The sequence below is a fragment of the Streptomyces venezuelae genome (genome assembly GCF_008642275.1).
Lineage (GTDB): Bacteria > Actinomycetota > Actinomycetes > Streptomycetales > Streptomycetaceae > Streptomyces > Streptomyces venezuelae_E.
Genome location: NZ_CP029189.1, coordinates 972,445 through 988,378 on the forward strand (window position 1 = coordinate 972,445; position 15,934 = coordinate 988,378).

Annotated in this window: 14 protein-coding genes; 10 read left to right on the top strand and 4 right to left on the bottom strand. The window is 72.7% G+C overall.

The annotated features are described in order from the left end of the window. Window positions 1–20 precede the first annotated feature (20 nt). From DEJ51_RS04285 to mug, 3 genes are all read left to right on the top strand, one after another. Window positions 21–803: an SGNH/GDSL hydrolase family protein gene (locus DEJ51_RS04285; protein WP_150256354.1), complete on the top strand. Its 783-nt coding sequence runs from the start codon at window positions 21–23 to the stop codon at window positions 801–803. Window positions 804–874: 71 nt separating this feature from the next. Further along, complete coding sequence (gene purB, locus DEJ51_RS04290) at window positions 875–2,308, top strand: adenylosuccinate lyase (protein WP_030008636.1); 1,434 nt, start codon at window positions 875–877, stop codon at window positions 2,306–2,308. Beyond that, window positions 2,305–2,880, top strand: coding sequence for a G/U mismatch-specific DNA glycosylase (mug, locus tag DEJ51_RS04295; protein ID WP_150256355.1), 576 nt, complete (start codon window positions 2,305–2,307; stop codon window positions 2,878–2,880). Before purB ends, mug begins: the two co-directional genes overlap by 4 nt. A gap of 119 nt (window positions 2,881–2,999) precedes the next feature. Here mug and DEJ51_RS04300 read toward each other — a convergent pair whose 3' ends face one another. The 3 genes from DEJ51_RS04300 to DEJ51_RS04310 are packed head-to-tail and all read right to left on the bottom strand — an operon-like array spanning window position 3,000 to window position 5,176. Next, window positions 3,000–3,437: a hypothetical protein gene (locus DEJ51_RS04300; protein WP_150256356.1), complete on the bottom strand. Its 438-nt coding sequence runs from the start codon at window positions 3,435–3,437 to the stop codon at window positions 3,000–3,002. A 40-nt stretch (window positions 3,438–3,477) separates the two neighbouring features. Next, the gene (locus DEJ51_RS04305; RefSeq protein ID WP_150256357.1) at window positions 3,478–4,227 is read right to left on the bottom strand and encodes an ABC transporter permease; all 750 of its coding nucleotides are present in this window, start codon (window positions 4,225–4,227) and stop codon (window positions 3,478–3,480) included. 37 nt (window positions 4,228–4,264) lie between these two features. Further along, on the bottom strand, window positions 4,265–5,176 hold the full coding sequence (locus DEJ51_RS04310; RefSeq protein WP_150256358.1) for an ABC transporter ATP-binding protein: 912 nt from the start codon (window positions 5,174–5,176) through the stop codon (window positions 4,265–4,267). Between the two features lie 108 nt (window positions 5,177–5,284). Between DEJ51_RS04310 and DEJ51_RS04315 the strand changes: the two genes are divergently transcribed. The 3 genes from DEJ51_RS04315 to DEJ51_RS04325 all read left to right on the top strand — a co-directional run bounded on the left by DEJ51_RS04315 (window position 5,285) and on the right by DEJ51_RS04325 (window position 8,369). Next, entirely contained in the window at window positions 5,285–6,460 is a 1,176-nt protein-coding gene (locus tag DEJ51_RS04315) for a sensor histidine kinase (RefSeq protein ID WP_150256359.1), read from the top strand. A gap of 4 nt (window positions 6,461–6,464) precedes the next feature. Further along, window positions 6,465–7,115 (top strand): response regulator transcription factor, encoded by a 651-nt coding sequence (locus DEJ51_RS04320; RefSeq protein WP_150256360.1) that lies wholly within the window; start codon window positions 6,465–6,467, stop codon window positions 7,113–7,115. A gap of 99 nt (window positions 7,116–7,214) precedes the next feature. Further along, the gene (locus DEJ51_RS04325; RefSeq protein ID WP_150256361.1) at window positions 7,215–8,369 is read left to right on the top strand and encodes an ROK family transcriptional regulator; all 1,155 of its coding nucleotides are present in this window, start codon (window positions 7,215–7,217) and stop codon (window positions 8,367–8,369) included. 130 nt (window positions 8,370–8,499) lie between these two features. Here DEJ51_RS04325 and DEJ51_RS04330 read toward each other — a convergent pair whose 3' ends face one another. After that, window positions 8,500–9,270, bottom strand: a complete 771-nt coding sequence (locus DEJ51_RS04330; protein WP_150256362.1) for a GntR family transcriptional regulator — start codon at window positions 9,268–9,270, stop codon at window positions 8,500–8,502. A 288-nt stretch (window positions 9,271–9,558) separates the two neighbouring features. On the opposite strand from DEJ51_RS04330, the gene DEJ51_RS04335 reads away from it, so the two are divergent. The 4 genes from DEJ51_RS04335 to DEJ51_RS04350 all read left to right on the top strand — a co-directional run bounded on the left by DEJ51_RS04335 (window position 9,559) and on the right by DEJ51_RS04350 (window position 15,800). Beyond that, entirely contained in the window at window positions 9,559–10,410 is an 852-nt protein-coding gene (locus DEJ51_RS04335) for an alpha/beta fold hydrolase (RefSeq protein ID WP_150256363.1), read from the top strand. A 289-nt stretch (window positions 10,411–10,699) separates the two neighbouring features. Further along, window positions 10,700–12,268 (top strand): alkaline phosphatase D family protein, encoded by a 1,569-nt coding sequence (locus DEJ51_RS04340; protein WP_190620200.1) that lies wholly within the window; start codon window positions 10,700–10,702, stop codon window positions 12,266–12,268. Window positions 12,269–12,394: 126 nt separating this feature from the next. Continuing rightward, window positions 12,395–13,870 (top strand): GNAT family N-acetyltransferase, encoded by a 1,476-nt coding sequence (locus DEJ51_RS04345; RefSeq protein ID WP_150256364.1) that lies wholly within the window; start codon window positions 12,395–12,397, stop codon window positions 13,868–13,870. Window positions 13,871–14,096: 226 nt separating this feature from the next. Beyond that, window positions 14,097–15,800 (top strand): DUF885 domain-containing protein, encoded by a 1,704-nt coding sequence (locus tag DEJ51_RS04350; RefSeq protein WP_150256365.1) that lies wholly within the window; start codon window positions 14,097–14,099, stop codon window positions 15,798–15,800. The last annotated feature ends 134 nt before the right edge of the window (window positions 15,801–15,934 follow it).

Consider the following 15,934-nt stretch of genomic DNA (forward strand, 5'->3'; position numbering starts at 1 on the left):
CGCGGTAACATCACTCCGCCATGGAGATGAATGCCTCTTACACCAGTTTTGTCGCGATCGGTGACTCCTTCACCGAGGGCATGTCCGACCTGCTTCCGGACGGCTCCTACCGCGGCTGGGCCGATCTGCTGGCCGCCCGCCTCGCCGCCCGGGAGCCCGGCTTCCGCTACGCGAACCTCGCGGTCCGCGGCAAGCTGATCGGCCAGATCGCCGGGGACCAGGTCCCGGCGGCGGCGGCGATGGGCGCCGACGTGGTGACCCTGGTGGGCGGGCTCAACGACGCCCTGCGCCCCAAGGTGGACATGGGCCTGGTCCGCGGCCACCTGGAGTCGGCAGTGGAGCTCCTCGCCCCCTCCTGCAAGCGCCTCGTCCTGATGCGCTCCCCGGGGCGCAACGGGCCGGTGATGGAACGCTTCCGGCCGCGCATGGAGGAGCTCTTCGCCGTCATCGAGGAGCTCGCCGCCCGGCACGGCGCCGTGGTGGTGGACCTGTACGGGGCGCCCGCGCTCGCGGACCCCCGGATGTGGGACGTCGACCGGCTGCACCTGACCGCCGAGGGCCACCGCCGGGTGGCCGAGGCCGTCTGGCAGGCCCTGGGCCTGCCCGCCGAACTGGACTGGCGCACCGAACTGCCGGCCACCGCCCCCCCGGGCTGGGCCGTACGCCGGGCCCAGGACCTGAGCTTCGCCCGGCAGCACCTGCTCCCCTGGATCGGCCGCCGCCTGACCGGACGCTCCTCCGGGGACGGCCGCCCGGCCAAGCGCCCCGAGCTGCTGCCGTACGGGGACGCACCGCTCTCGTAGCAAGGCACAATCCCAAGCGGTGGCCCTACCTGCGTAAACACACAGCCGTGACCCAAGTAGAATCCCTCCACGTGACTGCCAAGCCCCGCATCCCCAATGTCCTGGCCGGCCGCTACGCCTCCGCGGAGCTCGCCGTCCTGTGGTCCCCCGAGTACAAGGTGACGCTGGAGCGGCGGCTGTGGCTCGCCGTGCTGCGCGCCCAGAAGGACCTCGGTATCGAGGTCCCGGACGAGGCCCTCGCCGACTACGAGCGTGTCCTGGAGACCGTCGACCTCGCCTCGATCGCCGAGCGCGAGAAGGTCACCCGGCACGACGTGAAGGCCCGCATCGAGGAGTTCAACGCCCTCGCCGGTCACGAGCACGTCCACAAGGGCATGACCTCCCGCGACCTGACCGAGAACGTCGAGCAGCTGCAGATCCGGCTCTCGCTGGAGCTCGCCCGGGACCGCACGGTCGCCGTCCTCGCCCGCCTCGGCAAGCTGGCCGGCGAACACGCCGAGCTGGTCATGGCCGGTCGCTCCCACAACGTGGCCGCGCAGGCCACCACCCTCGGCAAGCGCTTCGCGACCGCGGCCGACGAGCTGCTGGTGGCCTACGACCGCCTCGAGGACCTGCTGGGCCGCTACCCGCTGCGCGGGATCAAGGGCCCGGTCGGCACCGCTCAGGACATGCTCGACCTGCTGGGCGGCGACGCCGCGAAGCTGGCCGACCTGGAGCAGCGGATCGCCGCCCACCTCGGCTTCGCCCAGGCCTTCACCTCGGTCGGCCAGGTCTACCCGCGCTCGCTCGACTACGACGTGGTCACCGCGCTGGTGCAGCTGGCCGCGGCCCCGTCGTCGATCGCCAAGACGATCCGCCTGATGGCCGGCCACGAGCTGGTGACCGAGGGCTTCAAGCCCGGCCAGGTCGGCTCCTCCGCGATGCCGCACAAGATGAACACCCGCTCCTGCGAGCGCGTGAACGGCCTGATGGTCATCCTGCGCGGCTACGCCTCGATGACCGGTGAGCTGGCCGGCGACCAGTGGAACGAGGGCGACGTGTCCTGCTCCGTGGTCCGCCGCGTGGCCCTGCCGGACGCCTTCTTCGCCTTCGACGGCCTGCTGGAGACCTTCCTGACGGTCCTCGACGAGTTCGGCGCCTTCCCGGCGGTCGTCGCCCGCGAGCTCGACCGCTACCTGCCCTTCCTCGCGACCACCAAGGTCCTGATGGGCGCGGTGCGGGCCGGCGTGGGCCGCGAGGCCGCCCACGAGGTCATCAAGGAGCACGCGGTGGCCTCCGCGCTCGCCATGCGCGAGCAGGGCGCCGAGCGCAACGAGCTGCTGGACAAGCTGGCCGCCGACGAGCGGATGCCGCTGGACCGGGCACAGCTCGACGCCCTGATGGCTGACAAGCTGTCCTTCACCGGCGCCGCGGGCGACCAGGTCGCGGTGGTGGTCTCCCGGATCGAGGCGATCGCCAAGCAGCACCCGGAGGCCGCCGGATACGCGCCGGGGTCGATCCTCTGACCCCCGACGAGCTGAACGCCGCCCGCGACCGCGTCCTCCCGGACGTGGTCGCGGGCGGTCTGCGTGTGCTGTTCTGCGGGATCAACCCCGGACTCCTCTCCGCCGCGACGGGCCACCACTTCGCCCGTCCCGGCAACCGTTTCTGGCCCGTCCTGCACCTGTCGGGCTTCACCCCGCGCCGCCTCGCCCCCGCGGAGCAGGAAGAACTCCTGACCTACCGCCTCGGCATCACCAACGTCGTGGCCCGGGCCACGGCCCGCGCCGACGAGCTGAGCGCCGAGGAGTTCCGTGAGGGGGGCCGCATCCTGACGGCCAAGGTGGAACTGCTGCGCCCCCAGTGGCTGGCGGTCGTCGGTGTCACGGCCTACCGCACCGCCTTCGGCGAGAAGAAGGCTCAGATCGGGCCCCAGGAGCGGACGATCGGCTCCACCCGCGTGTGGGCCCTCCCCAATCCCAGCGGACTGAACGCCCACTGGACCGCCGAGTCCATGGCCCAGGAGTACGCCCGCCTCCGCACCGCCGCCGAGGCGGACGAGGACCAGGACGGGTCCGGCGGCCACCCCGCCACCTGACCGGGCCGCTCCCGGGGCCGGCGGACACCGGATCCGCTCGACGGCTGGACCGCGGCGTCCTGCGCGCCGCCCCTCCGGGGCCCCGACCACGCCGGTCGGGCAGAACCCGCGGAGACGGTCTACGGCGGGTCGGTGACCGTGACCCCTGCCATCAGCTGGTAGGGGTCCTCCTCGGCCCACTGGGCCACGTAGACCACCAGCCAGTGGGTGCCTACTCGCCACAGGTGCACGTGGTCGGTGCTGCCGGCCGGCTCGTCCCACGGCTGCGGTATGTCCTCCCCGGCGAAGCCTCGGTCCCTCAGCGTTGACAGGCCGAACACCTGCGGTTCCCCCCACCGGTCGGTCGCGGCCTGGACCAACGCCCCGTACTCGGCAGCGATCTGGTCGGCTGCCTCGATCCGGCCCGAACCGTCGTCGTCCCAGAAGCCCGGAGTCCGAACGAGCTGCACCAGGTGGAATCCCGGGCCGCTGCTGTTTCCTCCGGTCCGGACCGGCTCGGGCGGGAACTTCCCCGCCATGAGCCGGTCGATCGTGTCGAGGTGCTCTGCCGTGGTCATGCCGTCAGTATCCCGAGGGCCACTGACAACTGGCCCGGCGTCACGCGTCCCGGCGGCGTACGGCGAGCCAGCCGGCCAGCACCGCGGCCAGCGCCCACAGCGCCAGCACTCCCAGCCCGGCCCACGGACCGAGGTCGCCGTACTGCTGGCTGCGCATCATCGCCTGCCCTGCCCGGTCCGGCATGAACTGCCCCACCCCGGTGGCCGCCGCGCCCACGACGAAGGACACCATGACGACGAAGGGTATGAGGATGCTCAGGACGGCCACCCCGCTGCGCAGCACCGCGGTCAGCCCGGCCGCGAACAGCGTCATCAGCGTCAGGTAGAGGCCGCAGCCGACTACGGCCCGCACCGTGCCGGGGTCGCCCAGCTCCAGCGCGTCGTGCCCCCTGAACGATTGTCCGGCCAGGAAGGTGAGCAGTCCCGTGAGCTGACCTGCCGCGAGCATGAGCACGCCCAGCATCGCGATCTTCGAGAAGTAGAACCGAGTGCGGTCGGGCACCGCGGTGAGGCTGGTGCGCAGGGCTCCGTTGTGGAACTCGGTGGAGAAGGCGGTGACTCCGAATGCGATGGCCGCTATCTGGCCGAAGTTCAGTCCGTAGAAGCCCCCGAGGAGCGGGTCGTCCCCCAGACCGCCCTCCTCGGCCGGCTCCAGGGCCGCAGCCGCCAACGCCTGGATGCCCGCGGTGAGGACGAGGACTGATATCAGCGACCAGAAGCTGCCCCGAAGAGATCTGATCTTGATCCATTCCGAGTGCAGTACGGGGGTTGCGGGCAGTGCGGCGCTCATGGCGAAGCCTCCTGAGGGTGAGGGAACGGGTGGACGGTCAGTGGGCCGCGCTGAACTGCGCGTGATCGGCGGTGAGGTCGAGATAGGCCTGCTCCAGCGAGGCGCGCTCGTCGGACAGTTCCAGCAGGGGAACCCCCTCACGGGCGGCCAGGCAGCCGAGCTGCTCGGCACGTATGCCCTCGACGGTCCAGCGCCCGCCGTCCGCGGCGGCCAGCTCGAAACCGTCCCGGGCCAGTGCGACCCGCAAGCGGACCGGGTCGGAGGTCCGCAGGCGCGCTCTCGGGGCGCTGCGCGCGTCGATGAACGCCTCCATGGAGGTGTCGGCCAGCAGCTTGCCCTTGCCGAGCACGATCAGGTGGTCGGCCAGCGCCGAGGTCTCCGACATCAGATGGCTGGAGACCAGGACGGCTCGTCCTTCGGCGGCGAGGGAGCGCATCAGCCCGCGGATCCAGATGATGCCCTCGGGGTCGAGGCCGTTGGTGGGCTCGTCGAGCAGGAGCACTCCGGGGTCGCCGAGGAGAGCGGCGGCGATACCGAGGCGTTGGCGCATCCCGAGCGAGAAGGACTTGATCCGCCGCTTCGCGACGGAGGCCATGCCGGTCCGCTCCAGGACCTCGGCGACCCGGCGCATCGGGAGGCGGCCCGCCGCGGCGAGCAGGCGCAGGTGGTCGTGGGCGGTGCGTCCGCCGTGGGCTGCCTGGGCGTCGAGGAGGGCCCCGACCCGGTGCAGCGGGTCCGTCAGCTCCCGGTAGTGCAGGCCGCCGATCGTGGCCGTGCCGGACGTGGGCCGGTCCAGGCCCAGCAGCAGGCGCATCGTGGTGGACTTCCCGGCGCCGTTGGGGCCCAGGAAACCGGTCACGCGACCGGGCAGGACATCGAAGGTGAGGCCGTCCACCGCACGGTGGGTGCCGTATCGCTTGGTGAGTTCTCGGATCTCGATGCTGTTCATGGCTCAAGGCTCGCCCCCGGCTCCACCCCCTTCCCTCCCCCATGCGAGGGTGGCGTCTCCCCCACGTGGGGGAGACGCCCGCGACCAGGGCGCTGCCACCATGGAGTCATGAACCGACTGCTGCGCGCCCCGTTCCAACCAGTGACCTACTCACGCTGGTTGCACCTCTGCGTGCCGCTGTTGCTGCTGGCGGTATGGATGTTCATCATGCCCCGGTGGCCCTGGGTGCCGCTGCTGCTCGTCCTGCCGTTCGGGCTGGTGCCCTGGGTGCGCCTGGCGGAAGGTCTGCAGGCGCAGTTCCTGCTCACCCCGTCCGACCGCGACTCCTCCGACAGCGCGATAAGCCTCGCACCGTCCGCCCACTGGGGGGACCGCTGGCGCACCGTGCTGTGGCTGGAGACGCGGATGGTCGTCGCGGTGGGTGCGTTCGGCGCCACGGTCTGGCTGTCGGCCATGGCCGTGGAGCTCATCGCCATAGCGATCGGGCATCCTCTGGGGCCGGACCACTTCCTGCCGTTCGTGCCCGGACGTTGGGCCGCCGCAGTGCTCGTGCCCGTGCCGCTGGTCGTGCTGATCGCCATCGTGGCCCTGCTCGGCGAGTTGATCACCGCGGCCGCCACCCGCCTGCTCAGCCCCTCCGCCGCCGAACGGCTGACCGCGCTCGAGGCCCGAACGGAGCAGCTGCTGGAGCGCACCCGCATCGCGCGGGAACTGCACGACTCCATCGGGCACGCGCTGACCGTGGCCGTCGTGCAGGCGGGGGCGGCGCGTGCCGCGGGCGATCCCGCTTTCACCGATCGGGCACTGTGCGCGATCGAGGAGACGGGGCGGGCCGCGCTGGAGGACCTGGAGCGGGTGCTGGGGGTGCTGCGGGAGCCGGGACAGCCGCCGTCGCAGTGGCCGACGCTGGCGGAGGCGGACCGGCTCCTGGACTCGGCCCGGGCCTCCGGTTCCGTGGTGGACGCGCAACTGACGGGTCCACTGGAGACGTTGCCGGATCCGGTCACGCGGGAGGGTTACCGGATCCTGCAGGAGGCGCTGACCAACGTACTGCGCCATTGCGGCCCGGTGCCGGTGCGCATTCGGGTGGAGATGACGACGAGCCGGCTGGACCTGGAGGTGACGAATCCGCTGCCGGAACGGCCGAGTGTCACGGTCGGCGGCGGCAGCGGCCTGCGCGGGATCCGGGAGCGGGCCGCCCTGCTCGGCGGGCAGGCCGAAACCGGGCTGTACGAGGGCGGTTGGAGAGTGCGCGCCCGACTGCCTCTGGAGCGAATACGCTGACCGGATGCCGGTTACCGTACTGCTCGTCGACGACGAACCCCTGGTGCGTGCGGGTCTGCGCGCCGTCCTGGACGCCCAGCCCGACATCGAGGTGGTGGGTGAGGCGGCCGACGGGGCCTCCGTGATCCCTCTGGTGCGGCAGTTGCGGCCGGACGTGGTGGCGATGGACGTGCGGATGCCGCTCCTGGACGGGATCGAGGCGACGCGTGCGGTGCTCCGGACGGTGGACTCGCCGCCGAAGATCCTCGTGGTGACCACGTTCGAGAACGACGAGTACGTCTACCAGGCGCTGCGGGCGGGGGCCGACGGGTTCCTGCTGAAGCGGGCCAGGCCTTCGGAGATCGTGCACGCGGTACGGCTGGTCGCGGAGGGCGAGACGCTGCTCTTCCCGGCGGCGGTGCGGGCGCTGGCCGCCGAGTACGGGAACCGGCAGGCCCGGGCGGCGCTGGAGCGGGCCGCGCTGACCGAGCGGGAGGAGGCGGTGCTGCGGCTGATGGCGCGGGGGCTCACCAACGTGGAGATCGCCGCCGAGCTGATCATCGGCACGGAGACGGTCAAGTCCCACGTCAGCGCGATCCTGGCGAAGTTGGGGGCGCGGGACCGGACACAAGCGGTGATCACGGCGTACGAGTCGGGGTTCGTCTCTCCCGCATGAGGGAAGGTCTGCTTCCGGCTGATGGGGGGCTGCTTCTCGCCGACGCGCCGAGCGGGCAGTACGATCCGGCTACAAGCTCGCTACCTGGGAGGACACACGTTGGGGCAGCTGACCGGCGGGGACCCCTCTCTGCTCCGGCGCATCAATTCCGCCGTGGTGCTGCGCGCACTGCGGACGGCCGGTTCGCCGACCCTCACCGACCTCACGCGGCTGACGGGGCTCTCCCGGCCGACCGTCGAGGGTGTCGTGGAGGGGCTGATCACGGCCGGGCTCGTCGTCGAGGCGGACGCGGAGGAGGGCGCGCGGCGGCAGGGCCGCCCGGCCAGGCGGTTCCGCTTCCGGACCGAGGCGGGGCACCTGCTGGGCATCGAGATCGGCTCGCACCGGATCGCGGTGCTGCTGTCCGGGCTGGACGGCCGCGTCATCGGGGCCGGTACCAAGGACGTCGCGGAGTCGGCCTCCGCCGATGAGCGGCTGGAGCGGGTGCGGGCGGCTGTCGCGGATCTGCTGCGCCGCGCCGGGGTGCCCCGGGACTCGCTGCGGGCGGTAGGCGTCGGCAGCCCCGGGATCGTGGAGGCGGACGGCACGGTCCGCCTCGGCACCGCGCTGCCCGGCTGGACCGGGCTGCCGCTCGGGGAGCGGCTGCGGCGCTCGTTCCGCTGCCCTGTCCAGGTGGAGAACGACGCCAACGCGGCAGCGGTCGCCGAGCACTGGAAGGGCGCCGCCCGGGACACCGGCGACATGGTGTTCGTGATGGCCGGGCTCAGCCCGGGCGCCGGCTCGCTGATCGGCGGCAGGCTGCACCGGGGCTTCGGCGGGGCGGCCGGCGAGATCGGCGCACTGCACCTGCTGGGGCGGGAGGTCACGCCCGAGCGGCTGCTTTCGACCACCGGCGAGCCGCTGCACCCGCTCGACGAGGCTGCCGTCGCCGAGGTCTTCGCGATGGCCAGGCGGGGTGACGAGCGGGCGGTGGCCGCGGTGGAGCGCTTCCTGCAGCGGCTGGTGCACGACGTGGCGGCGCTGGTCCTGGCGATGGATCCGGAGCTGGTGGTCGTCGGCGGCTGGGCGGCCGGCCTGGACGGGGTCCTGGAGCCCCTACGCCAGGAGCTGGAGCGCTACTGCCTGCGCCCGCCGAGGGTGGCCCAGTCCATGCTGGGCGAGGCCGCGGTGGCGACGGGTGCGCTGCGGCTCGCGCTGGACCATGTCGAGGAGGAGCTCTTCGCGGTGGAGAAGACGGTCACGGCCCGCCGCTGACCGGCCCCCGGCCGCGTGCCGTCCCGTACGAACGCGGCTACGGTCCGGCCCCAGCCGTGGCTGGGGCCGGACCGTAGCCGCGTGAGCGCGCTCAGGAGGACCGGGAAACCGGAGCCGGCCCCCGTCAGCGTCAGGAGGCGACGCGCGGCTCGTGGGTGATCTCGACGTTGCCCGAGTCGCCGAAGGTGAGACGGCAGGTGTCCGCACGGTAGGTGGCCACGGAGACCGCCGCCGTGCCCGCTGCGGTGAAGTAACGCGTGGTGACCAGGAGCACCGGGGCGCCGGGCAGGCGGTCCAGTTCCTTGGCGTCGTCGGCGCGGGCGGATCCGAGCTCCACCGAGCGGTCCTGGCCGTCGAGCACCAGCCGCTGCAGCTCACGCAGGACGGCGCGGGCGCGGGCCGGTCCGGCCGGAGCCTCGATGGCGGGCAGTCCGGGTACCGACGCGGCGGGGACGTAGAGCAGTTCGGCGGCGACGGCCTGGCCGTGGGTGACGCGGGTCCGGCGCACCGTGTGCACCGGCTGGTCGGCGGCGAAGGCGCCCCCGGTGCCGAGGAGTTTCAGCACCGCGGCCGTCGGCAGGGTCTCGGCCGCGTCGACCGGCTCCCAGCCGTCGACGCCCTCGCCGGGCCAGCTGTGCTGCGCGCTGCCCACGGCGACACCGACGCGCGGCGGGGCGACGGTCGTACCCACGCCACGGCGGCGCTGCAACCGGCCTTCGAGCTCCAGCTGCTCCAGCGCCTGACGGAGCGTCGCGCGGGCGACACCGAAACGGGCCGCGAGCTCACGCTCGTTGGGCAGCACCTCACCGACGGCGAAGTCCTGGTCGAGCGCCTCGCTGAGGACGGTCTTGAGGTGCCAGTACTTCGGCTCCGGTGCCGTTTCGAGCTGCGTGGTCCCCACCCTGACTCCTCCTGCCATCGCTGCACTCGCCGTGTGTTCCAGCGGCAGTTCCGCGCCCTTGTTTATTAAAGGTTCCTGCACTATCCCTGCGACGATAGGACGGCGCACCCCCTTGGTCAAGACCAATGCTCATACCTTTGCCGGGCAGAACGGGCATACGTATCAAGCCGTTCATAGGATGTTCTCGTGGGGCCGGAAGGCTTGTAGTCAAGGGCTACCGGACGGTAATCATGGCGGTAGGCACTACTGACATCCTGTCTCGCACGCGTCCTACCGACGAGGAGCAGCATGACCGCCACGGTCTCCTTCACGATCGATTCGCCGCTCGGCCCCAGCCCCACCACCGTCGCCTACGAGCGCAAAGGTGCCGGCGAACCGCTTCTCCTGCTGCACGGCATAGGCCATCACCTCCAGGCCTGGCACCCGGTGATCGACATCCTGGCCGCCGAGCACGACGTGATCGCCGTCGACCTGCCCGGCTTCGGCGCCTCGGAGCCCCTGCCCCAGGGCGTTCCGTACTCCCTGGGAACCGTGGCTCCGGCCCTCGGGGCGCTCTGCGCGGCCCTCGGCGTGGAGCGCCCGCACGTGGCCGGCAATTCGCTCGGCGGTCTGCTCGCCCTCGAAATGGGCCGGAGCAACCTCGTCCGCTCCGTCACCGCCCTCTCCCCCGCCGGGTTCTGGACCGAGGCCGAGCGCCGCTACGCCTTCGCCACCCTCCTCGCGATGCGCGCCGGCGCCAAGGCACTGCCCCTGCCCGCCGTGCGACGCCTCGCGCGCACCGCCGCCGGCCGCGCCGCGCTCACCGGCACCATCTACGCCCGCCCCTCCCGCCGCCCGGCCGAGGCGGTCGTCGCCGAGACCCTCGCCCTGCGCGACGCCACCGGATTCGAGGACACGCTGGCCGCGGGCGGCTCCGTACGGTTCACCGACGACGTGCCCGGCCTGCCGGTCACCATCGCCTGGGGCACGCGCGACCGGCTGCTGCTGCGCCGCCAGGGCGTCCGCGCCAAGCACACCGTCCCCGGCGCCCGCCTGGTCAGGCTCCCCGGCTGCGGACACGTCCCCATGAACGACGATCCGGCCCTCGTGTCCCGGGTGGTGCTGGACACGGCCCGCAGTGTGCGGCTCCTGGCCGCCTGAAGGACCTGCCGCCTGATCGGCCCCGGGCGCGGCAGCCGGGCCGGGCGCGGCAGCCGGGCCGGGCGCGGCAGCCGGGCCGGGCGCGGCGAGCGGGCTGGGCCCGGCGGCCGGGCGGCCAGGCGGGTCTGTCCGGTCCGGCGCCGCGGCCGAATCGGCCGCACACCCGGGCAGAGGGACGAACGAGCTGCTGACGGCTGTTCATCCGCGGTTCGCGTGGGCGACGCGGCCGGGCCGGTGTGCGACGGCACGCTGGTCCGACCCGTCCTCGCCGGCCCCAGGAGACGTACCGATGGCATCGATCCCGCACACCCGACGGTCCCTCATCGGCGGTTCCCTCGCCCTGTCCTCCGCGCTGATCGCCTCCCCGGCGCTCGCCGTCCCCGCCTTCGCCCGCTCCGGCCGGCCGGGTGCGCTCTGGGGCGTACAGTCCGGCGAGATCACCGCCCACTCGGCCACCGTGTGGACCCGTTCCGACCGTCTGGCGCGGATGTACGTCGAGACCTCCCCGAGCGAGGCGTTCCGCTACGCCGTACGGCGCCACCGCGGCCCACTGCTCGGCCCGGCGAGCGATTTCACCGGCACCACCGTGCTGCGCGACCTGCCGCCCGGCCGGCAGGTCCACTACCGGGTCGTCCTGACCGATCCGGACGACCCCCGCCGCAGCTCCGCGCCGGTCCACGGCACCTTCCGCACGACCCCCGTCTCCCGCCGCCACGACGTGCGCTTCCTGTGGTCCGGCGACCTGGCGGGCCAGGGCTGGGGCATCAACCCCGACATCGGCGGCTACCGCGTCTTCGAGGAGATGCGGCTGCGCAACCCCGACTTCTTCCTCTTCAGCGGGGACACGATCTACGCCGACGGGCCGATCAACGCCACCGCCCCGCTGCGCGACGGCAGCCTCTGGCGCAACGTCACCACCGAGGAGAAGGCGAAGGTCGCCGAGACGCTCGCCGAGTTCCGCGGGAACTTCCGCTACAACCTGCTCGACCGCAACCTGCTCGGCTTCAACGCCCAGGTCCCCGTCCTCGCCCAGTGGGACGACCACGAGGTGCGCAACAACTGGTACCCCGGCCAGCTCATCGACGACCCCCGGTACACGGTCAAGGAGGCCGACACCCTCGCCGCCCGCGCCCGCCAGGCCTTCGGGGAGTACTTCCCCGTCACCGACCTGCGCGGAGGGCGCGCCGAGGGCCGGATGTACCGGGTGATGCGCTACGGTCCGCTGCTCGACGTCTTCGTGCTCGACATGCGCACCTACCGGAACGCCAACTCCCCCGGCACCCAGGCCGAGGACCCCATCGGCATCCTCGGCCCCGAGCAGCTGGCCTGGATCAAGCGCGAGCTGTCCCGCTCCCGCGCCACCTGGAAGGTCATCGCCGCCGACATGCCGCTGGGCATCGTCGTCCCGGACGGGGCCGCGAACTTCGAAGCCGTCGCCCAGGGCGACCCGGGTGCACCCCTGGGCCGCGAGCTGCAGATCGCCGAACTCCTGCGGCACATCAAGCACCAGCGCATCACGGGCACCCTGTGGGTCACGGCCGACGTCCACTACACCGCCGCGAACCACTACGCGCCCGAGCGCGCGGCCTTCACCGACTTCGCACCGTTCTGGGAGTTCGTGTCCGGGCCGATCGGCGCCGGCGGCTTCCCTGCAGGGCGGCTCGACGCCACCTTCGGCCCGGAGACGGCCTTCGTGCAGTCGGCCCCCTTCGCCAACATGTCACCGTCCGAGAACCCTCCCTACTACGGCGAGGTCGACATCGACGGCGACAGCGGGGAACTCACCGTCCGGCTGCGCCGTCAGGGAGGTGACGTGCTCTTCACCCGGACGCTCCAGCCCGGGCGCGTCGGCCAGTGACACGAACCGCGACCTGCGATCCGGAAATGGCCCCGAAAACTGGGTGAAATCGGCCAGATGGACACTTAACCCGCCGGTCACAGATCGTTCGTGATCACGCAACACCCCTGCGCCACAGTGGTGTGCATGACTGACCGTAACCCCACCCCCGCCCACCGTGCCCACCGTCACCACTGGCGCCGCGACGTCGTCGAACTCGCCGCGATGTTCTGCGCCGTCGCGGTCGCCGACGCCATCGCCAATCTCGTCGTGCACGGCCCGAGGGGCCCGGTGCTGCTCGTGGCCTCGGCCGTCGCACTCCTGGTGACGGCCGCCTTCCACACCTGGTGGGCACGCCGCCACAGCCATGCGCCCCCGCCGGGGAGCACAGCCCCGACCGGTCCGGAGCCGTCCCCGCCGAAGGGCTCCGGCGCCACGGCGGCCACGACCGCGGCGGCCACGACAGCTCCCGTCAGCAGCACCACCCTCTGGCGGATGCGCACGACCGTGCGGGACGAGCCGGGCTCCCTCGCCGTCCTCTGCACCGCCCTCGCCCGCAACGGCGCCGACATCCTCACCCTCCAGACGCACCCGCTCCCCGAGGGCGGCACGGTCGACGAGTTCCTGCTGCGCGCCCCGCAGGAACTGCCCTCCGCCGAGCTCACCCGCGCGATCTCCCGGGCCGGCGGCCACAGCACCTGGATCGAGCGCGCCGACGCCCACGACCTGGTGGACACCCCGACGCGGGTCCTCGGCCTCGCCACCCGCACCGCCCTGGACGCCGCCGAGCTGCCGCTCGCCCTGCGCCAGCTGCTCGGCCGCTGCACGATCCACTCGATCCCGGCGACCACCCTCTCCGGCCGCCCCAACGCCGGCGCGGACGCGCCGGTCGAGGGCGTCCTGGAGGCCACGGTCATGCGGCTGCGCGACCCCTCGGGCGGTGCGATCACCGTGGAGCGGCCCTACCTTCCCTTCACTCCGACCGAGTTCGCCCGGGCCCGCGCCCTCGTCGAGCTCGACGCCCGGCTCGGCCCGCGCGTCCCGCGCAGTCAGGACGTACTGACCCTGCCCGAGGGCAACGAGATCACCGTGCGCCGCGCCGACGGCTCCGACCAGGCCGCGGCCCTCGCCATGCACGACCGCTGCTCCGAGCGCACCCTGTCGCTGCGCTACCACGGCCCGGTCCACGACGCCGACCGCTACCTCGGCCACCTGCTGAGCCCGCGCTTCGGCCGCACGCTCGCCGCGACCACCGCCTCCGGGAAGCTCGTCGCCCTCGGCCACCTGCTGTGGGACGGCGACGAGACCGAGGTCGCCCTGCTCATCGAGGACGACTGGCAGCGCCGCGGCATCGGTTCCGAGCTGCTGCGCCGGCTCCTCGCGATGGCCGTCGAGGCCGGCTGCGACAGCGTGTACGCCGTCACCCAGGCCTCCAACACCGGCATGGTCGCCGCCATGCGCGGCCTCGGCCTCCCCCTCGACTACCAGATCGAGGAGGGCACCCTGGTGATCACGGCCAGGCTGGACGCGGCCCCGGCCGGCTCCCGGCTGCCCTACGAACTTCCCCGCGTGCTCCCGCAGGAGTTCCCGCACGAGCAGCCGGCCCCGCGGCACCGCCGTTGACGAACCGTCCGGACCGGGCCCTCACCGGGCCCCGGCTCCGGCGGGATTCGGCCAAGCTAGGAGCGCCGGGCCCTCGGTGACTCAGGCCCGGCCGAAGTGAACTCGCTTGTAAATCAAGGTTGTTGAAGATTCCTCGCACGTATTACCGGCCCTGACCCGGCCCGCGTCAGCAGTGCGGCGGCATTCGGTGATGACGGGAACCCGTCCCGCGTACGAAGATGTCCGCATGTCAGAGACCCTCCACAACGGCAGTGCAACCCGGCTGCCCCGCCAGGTGGCCGACGCGTACGTCGACGGCCTCATCGCCCTCGACCCGATCACGGGCACCTACCTCGGTGTCGCCGCGAGTTCGAGCAAGCTCCCGGACTTCTCCCCGGCGGGCCGTGCAGCCCTGGCCGAGCTGATCCGCGAGACCCTCACGCACCTCGACTCCGCAGAGTCGGCGCCCGGCGCCGACAGCGACGCCGAACGCCGCTGCGCCCGGCTGCTGCGCGAGCGCCTCACGGCCGAGCTCGCCGTGATCGAGGCCGACGAGGACCTCTGCGCGGTCAGCAACATCCACAGCCCCGCGCACTCCGTCCGTGAGATCTTCTCCCTGACCCCGGCCGACACCGACGAGGACTGGACGGCGATCGCGGAGCGCCTGCGCGCCGTGCCCGCCGCCTTCGACGGCTACCGCGAGAGCCTCGGACTCGGCCTGGAGCGCGGCCTGTACGGTGGCCCCCGCGCCACCACCACCATGATCGGCCAGCTCACCACCTGGGCCGGCCAGGACGGATCCGAGGCGCCCTTCTTCGAGGGCTTCGTCGCCGCCGGTCCGGACGCCCTGCGCACCGAACTGGACGCCGCGGCCGCCGCCGCGACCGCCGCCGTCGTCGCACTGCGCGACTGGATGGCCGCGGTGTACGCCCCGGCCGTCGAGGGCAAGCCCGACACCGTGGGCCGTGAGCGCTACGCCCGCTGGGCGCGTTTCTTCAACGGCACCGACCTGGACCTGGAAGAGGCGTACGCCTACGGCTGGTCGGAGTACCACCGCCTGCTCGCCGAGATGAAGTCCGAGGCGGCCAGGATCCTGCCGGGCGCCGGCCCCTGGGAGGTGCTCAAGCACCTGGACGAGCACGGCACCCACATCGAGGGCGTGGACGAGGTCCAGGCCTGGCTGCAGGGCCTGATGGACGAGGCCATCGAGAACCTCGACGGCACGCACTTCGAACTGGCCGAGCGCGTCCGCGAGGTGGAGTCCCGCATCGCCCCGCCGGGCGGCCCCGCGGCCCCATACTACACCTCCCCCTCCGAGGACTTCTCCCGCCCGGGCCGGACCTGGCTGCCCACGATGGGCCTGACCCGCTTCCCCGTGTACGACCTGGTGTCCACCTGGTACCACGAGGGTGTGCCCGGCCACCACCTGCAGCTGGCCCAGTGGACGCATGTGGCGGACCAGCTCTCCCGCTACCAGGCCACCGTCGGCATGGTCAGTGCCAATGCCGAGGGCTGGGCGCTGTACGCGGAGCGGCTGATGGACGAGCTGGGCTACCTCAAGGACGCCGAGCAGCGCCTGGGATACCTGGACTGCCAGATGATGCGTGCGGCGCGGGTCATCGTGGACATCGGCATGCACGTGGGCCTGGAGATCCCGGCGGACTCGCCGTTCCACCCGGGCGAGAAGTGGACGGTCGACCTGGCGCAGGAGTTCTTCGGCCTGCACAGTGGCCGGCCGGCCGACTTCGTCGAGAGCGAGCTGACCCGCTACCTGTCGATGCCGGGACAGGCGATCGGCTACAAGCTGGGTGAGCGGGCCTGGCTCCTGGGCCGGGACAACGCGCGTGCCGCGCACGGCGACTCCTTCGACCTGAAGGCCTGGCACATGGCGGCGCTGTCGCAGGGTTCCCTGGGACTGGACGATCTGGTGGACGAGCTGTCGAAGCTCTGACGGCCAGGCCCGGGCCGGCCGCGAACGACGGACGGGCCACGAACGACGGACGGGCCGCTCGTCCCCCGGGGGATGGGCGGCCCGTCCGCGTGGTCCGCGCACGGCCTGGGTCCCGTACCGGCACCCGGCCCCGC

Bases quoted from the DNA above. Each gene is read 5' to 3' on its own strand.
- DEJ51_RS04310 (WP_150256358.1), bottom strand. From the start codon at position 5,176: ATGAACAGCATCGAGATCCGAGAACTCACCAAGCGATACGGCACCCAC.
- DEJ51_RS04350 (WP_150256365.1), top strand. From the start codon at position 14,097: ATGTCAGAGACCCTCCACAACGGCAGTGCAACCCGGCTGCCCCGCCAG.
- DEJ51_RS04345 (WP_150256364.1), top strand. From the start codon at position 12,395: ATGACTGACCGTAACCCCACCCCCGCCCACCGTGCCCACCGTCACCAC.
- DEJ51_RS04300 (WP_150256356.1), bottom strand. From the start codon at position 3,437: ATGACCACGGCAGAGCACCTCGACACGATCGACCGGCTCATGGCGGGG.
- DEJ51_RS04285 (WP_150256354.1), top strand. From the start codon at position 21: ATGGAGATGAATGCCTCTTACACCAGTTTTGTCGCGATCGGTGACTCC.
- DEJ51_RS04340 (WP_190620200.1), top strand. From the start codon at position 10,700: ATGGCATCGATCCCGCACACCCGACGGTCCCTCATCGGCGGTTCCCTC.
- DEJ51_RS04320 (WP_150256360.1), top strand. From the start codon at position 6,465: ATGCCGGTTACCGTACTGCTCGTCGACGACGAACCCCTGGTGCGTGCG.
- DEJ51_RS04305 (WP_150256357.1), bottom strand. From the start codon at position 4,227: ATGAGCGCCGCACTGCCCGCAACCCCCGTACTGCACTCGGAATGGATC.
- DEJ51_RS04335 (WP_150256363.1), top strand. From the start codon at position 9,559: ATGACCGCCACGGTCTCCTTCACGATCGATTCGCCGCTCGGCCCCAGC.
- DEJ51_RS04315 (WP_150256359.1), top strand. From the start codon at position 5,285: ATGAACCGACTGCTGCGCGCCCCGTTCCAACCAGTGACCTACTCACGC.